Source organism: Klebsiella sp. PK18, assembly GCF_057784655.1.
Map to the genome: position 1 here is coordinate 3,419,139 of NZ_CM173493.1, position 13,969 is coordinate 3,433,107.

Consider the following 13,969-nt stretch of genomic DNA (forward strand, 5'->3'; position numbering starts at 1 on the left):
GAGCGCGTGCTAGAATACGCCGCCTCGAAGTTCAATGTAGCGAGTATTTCCATGTCAGAAAGCCAGAAAAAAGTGATCGTCGGCATGTCCGGCGGCGTCGACTCCTCGGTCTCCGCGTACCTGTTGCTGCAGCAAGGGTATAAGGTGGAGGGCCTGTTCATGAAGAACTGGGAGGAAGACGACGGCGAGGAATACTGCACCGCCGCCGCCGATCTTGCCGATGCGCAAGCGGTCTGCGATAAGCTGGGCATTGAACTGCACACCGTTAACTTTGCCGCCGAATATTGGGATAACGTCTTTGAGCTCTTCCTGGAAGAGTACAAAGCTGGCCGCACGCCGAACCCGGATATTCTGTGCAATAAAGAGATCAAGTTTAAAGCCTTCCTCGAGTTTGCCGCCGAAGACCTCGGCGCCGACTACATCGCCACCGGGCACTATGTGCGCCGCGCCGATGTCGACGGCAAAAGCCAGCTGCTGCGCGGCCTCGACGGTAACAAAGATCAGAGCTACTTCCTCTATACCCTTAGCCACGAGCAGATTGCCCAGAGCTTGTTCCCGGTGGGTGAGCTGGAAAAACCGCAGGTGCGTAAGATCGCCGAAGAGCTGGATCTGATCACCGCGAAGAAAAAAGATTCCACCGGCATCTGCTTTATCGGCGAACGTAAATTCCGCGATTTCCTTGGCCGCTATCTGCCGGCGCAGCCGGGCAAAATTCTCACCGTCGACGACGAGGAGATCGGTACCCATCAGGGGCTGATGTACCATACGCTGGGCCAGCGTAAAGGGCTGGGCATCGGCGGCACCAAAGAGGGTAGCGAAGATCCGTGGTACGTGGTGGATAAAGACGTTGAGAATAATATTCTTATCGTCGCCCAGGGCCATGACCACCCGCGCCTGATGTCCGTCGGCCTGATTGCCCAACAGCTGCACTGGGTTGACCGTGAACCGCTGCAGGGCACCCTGCGCTGCACGGTGAAAACCCGCTATCGCCAGACCGATATCCCCTGCACCGTCACCGCGCTGGATGAAGACCGTATCGAAGTTCGCTTCGATGAGCCGGTCGCGGCGGTCACCCCGGGCCAGTCCGCGGTGTTCTATCTGGGTGAAGTGTGCCTCGGCGGCGGAATTATTGAACAACGACTGCCTCTGCAGTCCTGAACGCGCGTTATTTCCGTCGGGACGAACCTCCCCGACGGCTGACAAGGAGTATGTGTGGCGAAGAATTACTATGACATCACGCTGGCGCTGGCTGGCGTTTGCCAGGCGGCACGACTGGTTCAGCAACTGGCGCATCAGGGACATTGCGACAGCGATGCCCTGCATGTGTCGCTGAACAGCATCATCGACCTCGATCCCGAGTCGACGCTGGCGGTGTTCGGTGGCAGTGAAGCCAATCTTCGCCTCGGCCTTGAAACGCTGCTCGGGGTGCTCAATACCAGCAGCCGTCAGGGCCTCAATGCTGAACTGACGCGCTATACCCTGAGCCTGATGGTGCTGGAGCGCAAGCTCGCTGCCAGTAAAGGGGCGATGGATACGCTCGGCAACCGCATCGCCGGCCTGCACCGTCAACTGGAACACTTTGACCTGCAGTCCGAAACGCTGCTCAGCGCCATGGCAGGCATCTATGTTGACGTGATAAGCCCGCTGGGGCCGCGTATTCAGGTGACCGGTTCGCCTGCCGTGCTGCAAAGCCCGCAGGTGCAGGCGAAAGTTCGTTCAGCGCTGCTGGCGGGTATTCGCGCCGCGGTGCTCTGGCATCAGATGGGCGGCGGACGTCTGCAGCTTATGTTTTCCCGTAATCGTCTGGTTAACCAGGCAAAGCAAATTCTTGCTCATTTAACCCCGGAGTTGTGATCTATGGAATTATCCTCACTGACCGCCGTTTCCCCTGTAGACGGCCGCTACGGCGATAAAGTCAGCGCGCTGCGCGGTATCTTCAGCGAATTCGGTTTGCTGAAATTCCGCGTTCAGGTGGAAGTACGTTGGCTGCAAAAACTGGCCGCCCACGCAGCGATCAAGGAAGTTCCTGCTTTTGCTGCCGACGCAAACGGTTTCCTTGACAAAATCGTCGCCGATTTCAGCGTCGAAGACGCGGAGCGCATCAAAACCATCGAGCGCACCACTAACCACGACGTGAAAGCGGTAGAGTATTTTCTGAAAGAGAAAGTCGCTGACGTCGCCGAGCTGCACGCGGTATCAGAGTTTATTCACTTCGCCTGTACGTCTGAAGACATCAATAACCTCTCCCACGCGCTGATGCTGAAAACCGCCCGCGACGAAGTGGTTCTGCCTTACTGGCGCAAGCTGATTGACGCGGTAAAAGATCTGGCAACCCAGTACCGCGATGTGCCGCTGCTCTCCCGTACCCACGGTCAGCCGGCAACGCCGTCCACCATGGGTAAAGAGATGGCGAACGTCGCCTACCGTATGGAGCGCCAGTACCGTCAGCTGAACCAGGTGGAAATCCTCGGTAAAATCAACGGCGCGGTGGGTAACTACAACGCCCACATCGCGGCCTACCCGGAAGTCGACTGGCATCAGTTCAGCGAAGAGTTCGTCACCTCGCTGGGCATTCAGTGGAACCCGTACACCACCCAGATCGAGCCGCATGACTATATCGCTGAGCTGTTTGACTGCATCGCGCGCTTCAACACCATTCTGATCGATTTCGATCGCGATGTGTGGGGCTACATCGCGCTCAACCACTTCAAACAGAAGACCATCGCCGGAGAGATCGGCTCCTCCACCATGCCGCACAAGGTGAACCCGATCGACTTCGAAAACTCCGAAGGCAACCTCGGCCTGGCCAATGCGGTCATGCAGCACCTGGCCAGCAAACTGCCGGTTTCCCGCTGGCAGCGCGACCTGACCGACTCCACCGTCCTGCGTAACCTCGGCGTGGGCATCGGCTATGCGCTGATCGCCTATCAGTCCACCCTCAAAGGGATCAGCAAGCTGGAGCTGAACCAGGATCGCCTGCTGGACGAACTGGATCACAACTGGGAAGTACTGGCCGAGCCGATCCAGACCGTGATGCGCCGTTACGGTATCGAAAAACCGTACGAGAAGCTGAAAGAGCTGACCCGCGGCAAACGCGTTGACGCGGAAGGGATGAAGCAGTTTATTGACAGCCTCGCCCTGCCGGAAGACGAAAAAGTGCGCCTCAAAGCGATGACCCCGGCCAACTATATTGGTCGGGCAACCACCATGGTTGACGAGCTGAAGTAATCGCCCTGCCCCTCTTTCCGGCGGAAAGAGGGGCGTTTTGTCGTCGGAAAGCCATCAGATCCAGACGTCGTTCACCGCCGTCCGCTCGCCGCCCTCATGGCCGGTATTCAGCACGCCACGCGGCTCAATCAGCATGAGCTTCGCTTCCGTCTCCGCCGAGGTCTTATGTTCCACCCCGCGCGGCACGACGATCATCTCCCCGGCCTTCACCAGCACATGTCCGTCGCGGAAGTCCACGCGTAATACCCCCTCCACCACCATCAGTGTCTCATCGGTTTCCGGGTGGCTGTGCCAGATAAAATCGCCGGCGATGCGCACGATCTTGAACTGATAGTCGTTCATCTCAGCCACCACTTTGGGCTGCCATTGTTCGCTGAACAGGGAAAATTTCTGAGCAAGATTAACGAGTTGATACATGGGCTGTCTCCTTGTGATAAAGGCAGTCAGCATAGTTCGCCTCGCCGCGGTCACGCTTGAACGATTGTGCAACCTGCACCGCGCTAGCCGCGGATCGCCCGCAGCCAGCGGCCCGGAGAGAGACCAAAGCGGCTGATAAACTGGCGCGTCATGTGGCTCTGATCGGCAAACCCCGCGTCGGCGGCAATATCCACCAGACGTTCCCCGGCGCGCATCCGCTGGCGGCAAAAATCAAGCCGGCGCATCATGACGTAACGCCACGGGCTGGTGCCGTACAGCGTTCTGAAATCCCGGCTCAGGCTCCAGCGGTCCCGGCCGCTGACCTGCGATAAGGTGTCGAGGGTCATATCCTGCATAAAACAGGCATGGATATACTCCCGGGCCCTCTCCGCCGCCTGATAATCAAACGCCTGTCGACGGGAACGTTGGCCGCCGACCACAGCCAGGGTCTGCGCCAGGTCGTACAGAGCATCCTCTTCCTCCAGCGGCTCGAAGGTGTCCGTGACCGCTTTTAACAACGGCTGCGCGGCGCAACGCAGGCGCGGATCCGCCGACAGGCCGCCGGGGATAAACGGCAATGGCCTGCCGCCGAGTATCTTCTGGATCAGCGCCGGTTCGATATAGACCATGCGGTAGTGAAACCCCGCCTCGGTGCCCGCCTCGCCGTCGTGTATTTCGTCCGGGTGAAGCACCATCGTCCCGCCGGGCAGGCTGTGCTGGAGTCCGCCGCGATAGTGAAAGCTCTGCACGCCGGCGATCGTCTGGCCGATAGCATAGGTATCATGCCGGTGCGGCTCGTAGCCGTGGCCGCCGAAGAAGGCTTCGATGCGTTCCGTCTGACTGGGCGACTGCGCCAGCCTGACCCAGTCCGCACTTTTCTGCTGAGACATAATGGATAACCTGCGGCGTCATTGAGAGGTGATCCCAGCACTATTACACAAAAAATTAACATCACCAACCCGCGCACTGCCCGCGCTCTGCCGCTGGGCGTTTGCTGAAATTACGCATAGAATGAAGGAGTTCCATGCACTATGCGCAAAGGGCATCGCCGAAGGCTGGCCTGCCTGGCGGTGTTATGCGCCGTTGGTATAAAAAGCTTTATTTAACAGCTGTTTATATTTTGCGTATATAATGAGCGTCAGATTACTATCAACACAGGAAGGGAGAACAGTCATGCGCGTACTCGTGGTTGAGGATAACGCCCTGCTGCGTCACCACCTCAAAGTTCAGCTGCAGGAGCTGGGCCATCAGGTCGATGCGGCGGAAGATGCCAGGGAAGCGGACTACTATCTGGGCGAACATCTCCCGGATATCGCCATCGTCGACCTCGGCCTGCCGGATGAAGACGGACTATCGCTGATCCGCCGCTGGCGCAGCCACGATGTGTCGCTGCCGGTGCTGGTGCTGACCGCCCGCGAAGGATGGCAGGATAAAGTGGAAGTGCTGAGCGCCGGGGCGGATGATTACGTCACCAAGCCTTTCCATATTGAAGAGGTTGCCGCCCGCATGCAGGCGCTGCTGCGCCGCAACAGCGGCCTGGCCTCGCAGGTGATCTCCCTGCCGCCGTTCCAGGTCGACCTCTCCCGGCGCGAGCTGTCAGTCAACGATCAGCCGATCAAGCTGACGGCCTTTGAGTACACCATTATGGAAACCCTGATCCGCAACCGCGGCAAAGTGGTCAGCAAAGATTCCCTGATGCTCCAGCTTTACCCGGATGCCGAACTGCGTGAGAGCCATACCATCGACGTACTGATGGGCCGGCTGCGCAAGAAAATTCAGGCTGAATACCCGCAGGACGTCATCACCACGGTGCGCGGCCAGGGGTATCTGTTCGAACTGCGCTGATGAAGGGACTGTTGCGGCATATCTTCCCCCTGTCATTACGGGTTCGCTTCCTGCTGGCGACCGCCGGGGTCGTACTGGTGCTCTCCCTGGCCTATGGCATGGTGGCGCTGGTGGGCTACAGCGTCAGCTTTGATAAAACCACCTTCCGCCTGCTGCGCGGCGAGAGCAATCTCTTTTATATGCTGGCGAAATGGGAGAACGGCGCTATTGACGTCGATATCCCGGAAAACCTGAATATGGAAAGCCCGACGGTGACCCTTATCTACGATGAGAAGGGTAAACTGCTATGGGCACAGCGCGATGTCCCCTGGCTGGCGAAACGCATTCAACCGGAATGGCTGAAGCGCAATGGTTTCCATGAGATCGAAGCCGATGTCGACAGCAGCAGCATGCTGCTGCGCAACAACCACGAGATTCAGGAACAGCTGGACGCCATCCGCGAGCAGGGCGACGATTCGGAGATGACCCACTCGGTGGCGATCAACCTCTATCCGGCCACCAGCAAAATGCCCCAGCTCAGCATTGTGGTGGTCGATACCATTCCGGTGGAGCTCAAGCGCAGCTATATGGTGTGGAGCTGGTTTATCTACGTGCTGGCCGCCAACCTGCTGCTGGTGATCCCCCTGCTGTGGGTCGCCGCATGGTGGAGCCTGCGGCCTATCGAGTCGCTGGCGAAAGAGGTACGTGAGCTGGAGGAGCACCACCGCGAAAAGCTCAATCCCAACACCACCCGCGAGCTGACCCGGCTGGTCAGCAACCTTAACCGCCTGGTTCGCAGCGAGCGTGAACGCTATGACAAATACCGCACCACCCTCACCGATCTCACCCACAGCCTGAAAACGCCGCTGGCGGTGATGCAGAGCACCCTGCGCTCGCTGCGCGGCGAGAAGATTAGCGTCGACGAGGCGGAGCCGGTGATGCTGGAGCAGATAAGCCGCATCTCGCAGCAGATTGGTTACTATCTGCATCGCGCCAGCATGCGCAGCGGCGGTACCCTGCTGAGCCGGGAACTGCACCCGATCGCCCCCCTGCTCGACAGCCTGACCTCCGCCCTCAACAAGGTCTATCAGCGTAAAGGGGTCAATATCTCGCTCGACATCTCGCCGGAGATCACTTTTGTCGGCGAGCAGAATGATTTTATGGAAGTGATGGGTAACGTTCTCGATAACGCCTGTAAGTACTGTCTGGAGTTCGTGGAGGTTTCCGTGCGCCAGACCACCGACAGCCATCTGCATATTCTGGTGGAAGACGATGGCCCGGGGATCCCGCAGAGCCAGCGCCGCGCCGTCTTCGACCGCGGCCAGCGGGCAGATACGCTGCGTCCCGGCCAGGGCGTGGGGCTCTCCGTCGCCCGCGAAATCGTCGAACAATATGACGGGGAGATTATCGCCAGCGAAAGCCTGCTCGGCGGCGCCTGCATGGAGGTGGTGTTTGGCCGCCAGCTGATGGAAGATAAACAGGGTTAATCATTGAGTTTTTTAACGGCGCCTGCATCGCCGGGGCGCCGCATCCGTTATAATCCCTGTCAGACACCTGCAGTGGAATATCAATATGGATTATCAATTAACACTTAACTGGCCCGACTTTATCGAACGCTACTGGCAAAAACGGCCGGTGGTACTGAAGCGCGGCTTCGCCAATTTTATCGACCCCCTAAGCCCGGACGAACTGGCTGGACTGGCCATGGAGAGCGAGGTCGATAGCCGCCTTGTCAGCCATCAGGATGGAAAATGGCAGGTCAGTCACGGTCCCTTCGAAAGCTACGATCACCTGAGTGAAAACAACTGGTCCCTGCTGGTGCAGGCGGTTAACCACTGGCATGAACCCTCAGCGGCGCTGATGCATCCGTTCCGCGCTCTGCCGGACTGGCGTATCGACGATCTGATGATCTCCTTCTCTGTACCCGGGGGCGGCGTCGGTCCGCATCTGGATCAGTATGATGTGTTTATCATTCAGGGCACCGGCCGTCGGCGCTGGCGCGTCGGGGAAAAGGTGCCGATGAAACAGCACTGCCCGCATCCGGACCTGCTGCAGGTTGACCCCTTCGAGGCGATCATCGATGAAGAGATGGAGCCGGGCGATATTCTCTATATTCCGCCAGGATTCCCGCATGAGGGGTACTCGCTGGAAAATTCGCTCAACTATTCGGTCGGCTATCGCGCGCCGAATGCCCGCGAGCTGTTCAGCGGCTTTGCCGACTACGTTCTCCAGCGCGAACTGGGCAGCCAGCGCTACGCCGATCCGGACGTGCCGTCGCGCGACCATCCGGCGGATATTTTACCCGTCGAACTCGACCGCCTGCGCGAGATGATGCTGGGTCTGATTAACCAACCGGAGCACTTTAAGCAGTGGTTTGGCGAGTTTATCACCCAGTCACGTCATGAACTCGACGTCGCACCGCCGGAGCCGCCGTATCAGCCAGATGAGATTTACGATGCCCTGCAGCAGGGCGATACCCTGGAACGCCTGGGTGGCCTGCGGGTGCTGCGCATTGACGGCGAGGTGTTCGTCAATGGCGAGAAGATCAACTCCCCGCACCGCCCGGCGCTGGACGCCTTAGCCACCCATCTGACGCTGCGCGCCGACCATTTTGGCGATGCGCTGGAAGATCCGTCATTCCTCGCCATGCTGGCAGCGCTGGTCAACAGCGGCTACTGGTTCTTTGGCGACTGAGCCATCATCCTGCCCGGCGGCGCTGCGCTTGCCGGGCCTACAAACAGCACGATTTCCGTAGCTCCTGTATCGGTTTGCAACGGTTTCGACCCGGGAAAAACGTTTGTTCTGTGTTATTTCCGAGCAGATTGCGCTCCCAATATGTATTCTGCGTTATGTTACTCATGAAGTAGGGAGCGCACAGGGGGCGGCCAGTCGCCGCCGCCCCCTGTACCCCCGGGCTCCGGCCAGCAAAATCGCCACTTCGTGGTGCCTTCGACTTATCCCTGCAGGCTTCGGGTCGGGCCGAGGCAGCGTCCGTGCAAAACACGGCCCTCAGCCCGCATCCATGCGGGCTGCCCCTGCCTTCCGGGAACGTCTCAGCGATTTTGAGGCCGCCAACACCGGCAGTTTCAGTCGCGCAAGTGGGTAAATTAGCATCAGATCGCACGAGTCGTAAGCCGGATAAGGCGTTAGCCGCCATCCGGCATCTTGTGCGACAAGCAGAATGAGCGGCCTGGTTGCGAAGGCTATTTCCCTTTTCGTGTTGCCGTCAGCTCGGCGATACGCACGATCACCTGCACCGCCTTCTCCATCCCTTCCAGGGTGACAAACTCATGTTTGCCGTGATAGTTGTAGCCGCCGGTAAACAGGTTCGGGCACGGCAGTCCCATAAACGAGAGCTGCGCGCCGTCGGTGCCGCCGCGGATCGGCTTCATCTGCGGTTCAATATCGCAGTCCACCATCGCCTGGCGGGCAATATCGACCACGTGCGGATGGGCGATCACCTGCTCATGCATGTTGTAATAACTATCCTCGATCACCAGCTCGATATAGCAGTCCGGGTGCAGCCCCTTGCCGACCTTTTTGGCGATCTCCATCATCTTGCGTTTACGCGCCTCAAAGTGCTTGCGGTCAAAATCGCGGATGATGTAGTGCATCTCGGCCCGATCCACGCTGCCTTTGATGCTGGTGAGGTGATAAAAGCCTTCATAACCTTCGGTGGTCTCCGGCGCCTCGTCGGCCGGCACTTCGGCATGAATGCGCGCAGCCAGCGACAGCGCGTTGACCATCACCCCTTTTGCGGTGCCGGGATGCACGTTATTGCCGACAATCTTAATGGTCACCGAGGCGGCGTTGAAGTTTTCAAACTCCAGTTCCCCCACGCCACCGCCGTCGACGGTATAGGCCCAGCGGGCATCAAAGGCCTCGACATCGAAATGCTTCGCCCCTTTTCCGACCTCTTCATCGGGGGTGAAGGCCACGCGGATATCGCCATGAGGGATGTTTTTCGCCTGCAGGGTCGCCAGCGCGGTCATGATCTCGGCGATGCCGGCCTTGTCGTCCGCCCCCAGCAGCGTTTTCCCGTCGGTGGTGATCAGCGTCTGCCCCAAAAGCTGATGCAGAACCGGGAACATCACCGGGGAGAGCACCTCATCGCCGATACCCAGCGCGATATCGCCGCCGCGATAGTTTTCGACAATCTGCGGATTAACGTTTTTACCGCTGAAATCCGGGGAAGTATCGACGTGAGAGATAAAGCCGATGGCCGGGATATCGCCCTCCACGTTGGCGGGCAGGGTTCCCATTACCGTCCCTTTTTCACTCAGCGTTACCTTGATCAGTCCCATTTCTTCCAGCTGCGCCTGCAACAGGCGTAACAGCTTCCACTGCCCTTCCGTGCTGGGGACCTGACGAACGCCAGGCTTCGACTGCGTGTCCAAAGAAACGTACTGCAAAAAACGCTCAAGCAATTTATCCATGTAGCCACCCTCTTCTTTTGTGACAACATTATTCATAAGCCAGAAAAGACAAATATTGCGTCAGGTCATTCTTAGCCCGTAAAGCGAAATTTAATAACGGAACCGACGTTATGGTGTAAAGGTAGACTATGCAGGCGTATCAAGGATTGGCGATTACCCTCGTTTGCCGTAGAATGCTGGCCCTTATTAAAAACGTGCAACCCCAAAGGTGGTTAATCACAAACCCCGCAGCGGTCGGAAGTTTCCGTTGCGTCTACATGGGACAGAGTCAAAAATTGAATATACAACCGCGTTCGCGTTCGCCGCTGGTGCAACTGGCGGGAATTCGCAAGAGCTTTGATGGTAAAACGGTCATCGATAACCTTAACCTGACCATCAACAATGGTGAGTTTCTCACCCTGCTTGGCCCCTCTGGCTGCGGTAAAACCACCGTTCTGCGCCTTATCGCCGGCCTGGAAAACGTCGACAGCGGACGGATCCATCTCGAAGATCACGATATCACCCATGTCCCGGCGGAAAACCGCCACGTCAATACCGTCTTTCAAAGCTACGCCCTGTTTCCGCATATGACGGTATTCGAGAACGTCGCCTTTGGCCTGCGGATGCAGAAAACCCCGGCGGCGGAAATCACCCCGCGGGTTCTGGATGCCTTAAAGATGGTACAGCTGGAAGACTTTGCCCAGCGCAAACCGCACCAGCTCTCCGGCGGCCAGCAGCAGCGCGTGGCCATCGCCCGCGCGGTGGTTAACAAACCGCGCCTGCTGCTGCTCGATGAATCCCTTTCGGCGCTGGATTACAAGTTGCGCAAGCAGATGCAGAACGAACTGAAAGCGCTGCAGCGTAAGCTCGGGATCACCTTCGTCTTCGTGACCCACGATCAGGAAGAGGCCCTGACCATGTCCGATCGCATCGTGGTCATGCGCGATGGCAAAATCGAACAGGACGGCACCCCGCGAGAGATCTACGAAGAGCCGAAAAACCTGTTCGTCGCCAGCTTTATCGGCGAGATCAATATCTTCGACGCCACCGTGATCGAGCGCCTCGACGAGCAGCGCGTGCGTGCCAGTGTCGAAGGACGGGAGTGCAACATCACCGTCAATTTTGCCGTGGAGGCCGGCCAGCGTCTGCACGTCCTGCTGCGCCCGGAAGATCTGCGCGTCGATGAGATCCACCACAACAGCGACGCCGACGGCCTGATCGGCTATGTGCGAGAGCGTAACTATAAGGGGATGACCCTTGAGTCGGTGGTCGAGCTGGAAAACGGCAAAATGGTGATGGTCAGCGAGTTCTTTAACGAAGACGACCCGGATTTCGACCACTCTCTTGACCAGAAAATGTCTATCAATTGGGTGGAGAGCTGGGAGGTGGTGCTGGCCGATGAAGAACTCCAGTAAATTCCAGAATGTGGTGATCGCCACCATCGTCGGTTGGCTGGTGCTGTTTGTCTTCCTGCCCAACCTGATGATCATCGCCACCAGCTTTCTGACCCGCGACGACGCCAACTTCGTCAAGCTGGTCTTCACGCTGGACAACTACTCGCGGCTGCTGGATCCGCTCTACTACGACGTGCTGCTGCATTCGCTGAACATGGCGCTGCTGGCGACCCTCGCCTGCCTGGCGCTGGGCTACCCGTTTGCGTGGTTCCTCGCCCGACTGCCGCAGAAGGTGCGCCCCCTGCTGCTGTTTCTGCTGATCGTTCCCTTCTGGACCAACTCGTTGATCCGTATTTACGGGCTGAAGATTTTCCTCAGTACCAAAGGCTATCTGAACGAGTTCCTGCTGTGGTTAGGGGTGATCGACACGCCGATACGCATTATGTTCACCCCCTCGGCGGTGATTATCGGCCTGGTGTATATCCTGCTGCCGTTTATGGTGATGCCGCTCTACTCCAGCATTGAGAAACTGGATCGCCCGCTGCTGGAAGCGGCGAAAGATCTCGGCGCCAGCAAGCTGCAGACCTTTATCCGCATTATCATCCCGCTGACCATGCCGGGGATCATCGCCGGCTGTCTGCTGGTGATGCTGCCGGCGATGGGGCTGTTCTACGTTTCCGACCTGATGGGCGGCGCCAAGAACCTGCTGATCGGCAACGTGATCAAGAGTCAGTTCCTGAATATTCGCGACTGGCCGTTCGGCGCGGCTACCAGCATTACCTTAACCCTGGTGATGGGCCTGATGCTGTTGATTTACTGGCGCGCGGCGCGCCTGCTGAATAAAAAGGTGGAGCTGGAATGATCGGTCGACTGCTGCGCGGCGGCTTTATGACCGCCATCTACGCGTATCTCTACATCCCTATTATTATTCTGATCGTTAACTCGTTTAACCGGTCGCGCTTTGGTATCAACTGGCAGGGGTTCACCACCGACTGGTATAGCCTGCTGATGAACAACGATAGCCTGCTGCAGGCCGCCCAGCATTCCCTGACCATGGCGGTGCTGTCGGCAACCTTCGCCACCCTTATCGGCTCGCTGACCGCCGTGGCGCTGTACCGCTACCGCTTTCGCGGCAAGCCGTTCGTCAGCGGCATGCTGTTTGTGGTGATGATGTCGCCCGATATTGTCATGGCCATCTCCCTGCTGGTGCTGTTTATGCTGATCGGTATTCAGCTTGGTTTCTGGTCGCTGCTGTTTTCGCATATCACCTTCTGCCTGCCGTTTGTGGTGGTCACCGTTTACTCCCGGCTGAAAGGCTTTGATGTGCGGATGCTGGAGGCGGCGAAAGATCTGGGCGCCAGCGAGATGACCATCCTGCGCAAAATCATCCTGCCGCTGGCCCTGCCGGCGGTCGCCGCCGGGTGGTTGCTGAGCTTCACGTTGTCGATGGATGACGTGGTGGTCTCTTCGTTCGTGACCGGTCCGGGATATGAAATTCTGCCGCTGAAGATCTATTCGATGGTCAAGGTTGGCGTTTCGCCTGAGGTGAACGCCCTGGCCACGATTCTGTTGGTTCTGTCGCTGGTGATGGTCATCGCCAGTCAGTTAATTGCACGTGATAAAACTCAGGGGACGTTAAAATGAAAAAATGGTCACGCCACCTGCTCGCAGCCGGCGCTCTGGCAATCGGCATGAGCGCCGCGCACGCGGACGATAGCAAAACGCTCTATTTTTATAACTGGACCGAATACGTACCGCCGGGCCTGCTGGAGCAGTTCACCAAAGAGACCGGCATCAAGGTCATCTATTCGACCTACGAGTCGAACGAAACCATGTATGCCAAGCTCAAGACCTATAAAGACGGCGCGTACGATCTGGTCGTCCCGTCGACCTACTTCGTCGACAAGATGCGCAAAGAAGGGATGCTGCAGAAGATCGATAAGAGTAAGCTGACTAACTTCAGCAACCTCGATCCGCAGATGCTGAACAAACCGTTCGATCCGAATAACGACTACTCCATTCCCTATATCTGGGGGGCGACGGCTATCGGCGTCAACAGCGATGCGATTGATCCGAAAACCATCACCAGCTGGGCCGACCTGTGGAAGCCGGAATACAAAAGCAGCCTGCTGCTGACCGACGACGCGCGCGAAGTGTTCCAGATGGCGCTGGGTAAGCTGGGCTATTCCGGCAACACCACCGACCCGAAAGAGATTGAAGCCGCCTATAACGAGCTGAAAAAGTTAATGCCTAACGTCGCGGCGTTTAACTCCGATAACCCGGCGAACCCGTATATGGAAGGCGAAGTGAACCTCGGAATGGTATGGAACGGCTCGGCTTACGTCGCACGCCAGGCCGGTACCCCGCTGGAGGTGATCTGGCCGAAAGAAGGCGGCATCTTCTGGATGGACAGCCTGTCGATCCCGGCGAATGCCAAAAACGTCGACGGCGCGCTGAAGCTGATTAACTTCCTGCTGCGCCCGGATGTCGCCAAACAGGTCGCGGAAACCATCGGCTACCCCACGCCAAACCTGGCGGCGCGCAAAATGCTCAGCCCGGCAGTGGCCAACGATAAATCGCTCTATCCGGACGCTGCGACCATTGAGAAAGGCGAATGGCAGAATGACGTCGGCAGCGCCAGCGCCATTTATGAAGAGTATTACCAGAAGCTGAAAGCGGGCCGCTAATCCC

General features: G+C 58.1%; 13 protein-coding genes. 10 read left to right on the plus strand and 3 right to left on the minus strand.

The window, feature by feature from the left end; genetic code table 11:
- Positions 1 to 51 precede the first annotated feature (51 nt).
- The 3 genes from mnmA to purB are packed head-to-tail and all read left to right on the plus strand — an operon-like array spanning position 52 to position 3,228.
- Positions 52 to 1,158 (plus strand): tRNA 2-thiouridine(34) synthase MnmA, encoded by a 1,107-nt coding sequence (gene mnmA, locus AC3EMD_RS16810; RefSeq protein WP_302073603.1) that lies wholly within the window; start codon positions 52 to 54, stop codon positions 1,156 to 1,158.
- 54 nt (positions 1,159 to 1,212) lie between these two features.
- On the plus strand, positions 1,213 to 1,854 hold the full coding sequence (hflD, locus tag AC3EMD_RS16815; RefSeq protein WP_302073604.1) for a high frequency lysogenization protein HflD: 642 nt from the start codon (positions 1,213 to 1,215) through the stop codon (positions 1,852 to 1,854).
- A 3-nt stretch (positions 1,855 to 1,857) separates the two neighbouring features.
- Positions 1,858 to 3,228, plus strand: coding sequence for an adenylosuccinate lyase (gene purB / locus AC3EMD_RS16820; protein ID WP_012968556.1), 1,371 nt, complete (start codon positions 1,858 to 1,860; stop codon positions 3,226 to 3,228).
- Between the two features lie 54 nt (positions 3,229 to 3,282).
- Here the strand turns inward: purB and AC3EMD_RS16825 are convergent, their stop codons facing one another.
- Positions 3,283 to 3,645, minus strand: coding sequence for a cupin domain-containing protein (locus tag AC3EMD_RS16825; protein ID WP_012542212.1), 363 nt, complete (start codon positions 3,643 to 3,645; stop codon positions 3,283 to 3,285).
- 83 nt (positions 3,646 to 3,728) lie between these two features.
- Positions 3,729 to 4,535 carry an AraC family transcriptional regulator gene (locus tag AC3EMD_RS16830; RefSeq protein WP_008806026.1) on the minus strand — a complete coding sequence of 269 codons (807 nt, stop codon included), beginning with the start codon at positions 4,533 to 4,535 and terminating at the stop codon, positions 3,729 to 3,731.
- Positions 4,536 to 4,818: 283 nt separating this feature from the next.
- Here AC3EMD_RS16830 and phoP point away from each other — a divergent pair, with 283 nt between their 5' ends.
- From phoP to AC3EMD_RS16845, 3 genes are all read left to right on the plus strand, one after another.
- A complete protein-coding gene (gene phoP / locus AC3EMD_RS16835) occupies positions 4,819 to 5,490 on the plus strand; it encodes a two-component system response regulator PhoP (protein WP_004150807.1) in 672 nt (223 codons plus the stop codon).
- On the plus strand, positions 5,490 to 6,956 hold the full coding sequence (gene phoQ, locus AC3EMD_RS16840) for a two-component system sensor histidine kinase PhoQ (protein WP_022065903.1): 1,467 nt from the start codon (positions 5,490 to 5,492) through the stop codon (positions 6,954 to 6,956). Before phoP ends, phoQ begins: the two co-directional genes overlap by 1 nt.
- An 85-nt stretch (positions 6,957 to 7,041) precedes the next feature.
- Entirely contained in the window at positions 7,042 to 8,163 is a 1,122-nt protein-coding gene (locus AC3EMD_RS16845; protein WP_012542214.1) for a ribosomal protein uL16 3-hydroxylase, read from the plus strand.
- A gap of 509 nt (positions 8,164 to 8,672) precedes the next feature.
- Here the strand turns inward: AC3EMD_RS16845 and pepT are convergent.
- The gene (gene pepT, locus AC3EMD_RS16850) at positions 8,673 to 9,905 is read right to left on the minus strand and encodes a peptidase T (protein ID WP_016160629.1); all 1,233 of its coding nucleotides are present in this window, start codon (positions 9,903 to 9,905) and stop codon (positions 8,673 to 8,675) included.
- A 257-nt stretch (positions 9,906 to 10,162) separates the two neighbouring features.
- Here pepT and potA point away from each other — a divergent pair, with 257 nt between their 5' ends.
- Genes potA through potD form a run of 4 tightly spaced genes read left to right on the plus strand, consistent with a single transcriptional unit; the run spans position 10,163 to position 13,965 of the window.
- Positions 10,163 to 11,299: a spermidine/putrescine ABC transporter ATP-binding protein PotA gene (potA, locus tag AC3EMD_RS16855; protein ID WP_008806021.1), complete on the plus strand. Its 1,137-nt coding sequence runs from the start codon at positions 10,163 to 10,165 to the stop codon at positions 11,297 to 11,299.
- Positions 11,283 to 12,140, plus strand: a complete 858-nt coding sequence (potB, locus tag AC3EMD_RS16860) for a spermidine/putrescine ABC transporter permease PotB (RefSeq protein WP_008806020.1) — start codon at positions 11,283 to 11,285, stop codon at positions 12,138 to 12,140. The genes potA and potB overlap by 17 nt, the downstream gene beginning before the upstream one ends.
- Entirely contained in the window at positions 12,137 to 12,922 is a 786-nt protein-coding gene (gene potC / locus AC3EMD_RS16865; RefSeq protein ID WP_012542218.1) for a spermidine/putrescine ABC transporter permease PotC, read from the plus strand. The genes potB and potC overlap by 4 nt, the downstream gene beginning before the upstream one ends.
- Positions 12,919 to 13,965 carry a spermidine/putrescine ABC transporter substrate-binding protein PotD gene (gene potD / locus AC3EMD_RS16870; protein ID WP_302073605.1) on the plus strand — a complete coding sequence of 349 codons (1,047 nt, stop codon included), beginning with the start codon at positions 12,919 to 12,921 and terminating at the stop codon, positions 13,963 to 13,965. Before potC ends, potD begins: the two co-directional genes overlap by 4 nt.
- The last annotated feature ends 4 nt before the right edge of the window (positions 13,966 to 13,969 follow it).

Bases quoted from the DNA above. Each gene is read 5' to 3' on its own strand.
- pepT (WP_016160629.1), bottom strand. From the start codon at position 9,905: ATGGATAAATTGCTTGAGCGTTTTTTGCAGTACGTTTCTTTGGACACG.
- AC3EMD_RS16845 (WP_012542214.1), top strand. From the start codon at position 7,042: ATGGATTATCAATTAACACTTAACTGGCCCGACTTTATCGAACGCTAC.
- potD (WP_302073605.1), top strand. From the start codon at position 12,919: ATGAAAAAATGGTCACGCCACCTGCTCGCAGCCGGCGCTCTGGCAATC.
- mnmA (WP_302073603.1), top strand. From the start codon at position 52: ATGTCAGAAAGCCAGAAAAAAGTGATCGTCGGCATGTCCGGCGGCGTC.
- phoQ (WP_022065903.1), top strand. From the start codon at position 5,490: ATGAAGGGACTGTTGCGGCATATCTTCCCCCTGTCATTACGGGTTCGC.
- potB (WP_008806020.1), top strand. From the start codon at position 11,283: ATGAAGAACTCCAGTAAATTCCAGAATGTGGTGATCGCCACCATCGTC.
- potA (WP_008806021.1), top strand. From the start codon at position 10,163: ATGGGACAGAGTCAAAAATTGAATATACAACCGCGTTCGCGTTCGCCG.
- AC3EMD_RS16830 (WP_008806026.1), bottom strand. From the start codon at position 4,535: ATGTCTCAGCAGAAAAGTGCGGACTGGGTCAGGCTGGCGCAGTCGCCC.
- potC (WP_012542218.1), top strand. From the start codon at position 12,137: ATGATCGGTCGACTGCTGCGCGGCGGCTTTATGACCGCCATCTACGCG.
- AC3EMD_RS16825 (WP_012542212.1), bottom strand. From the start codon at position 3,645: ATGTATCAACTCGTTAATCTTGCTCAGAAATTTTCCCTGTTCAGCGAA.
- phoP (WP_004150807.1), top strand. From the start codon at position 4,819: ATGCGCGTACTCGTGGTTGAGGATAACGCCCTGCTGCGTCACCACCTC.
- purB (WP_012968556.1), top strand. From the start codon at position 1,858: ATGGAATTATCCTCACTGACCGCCGTTTCCCCTGTAGACGGCCGCTAC.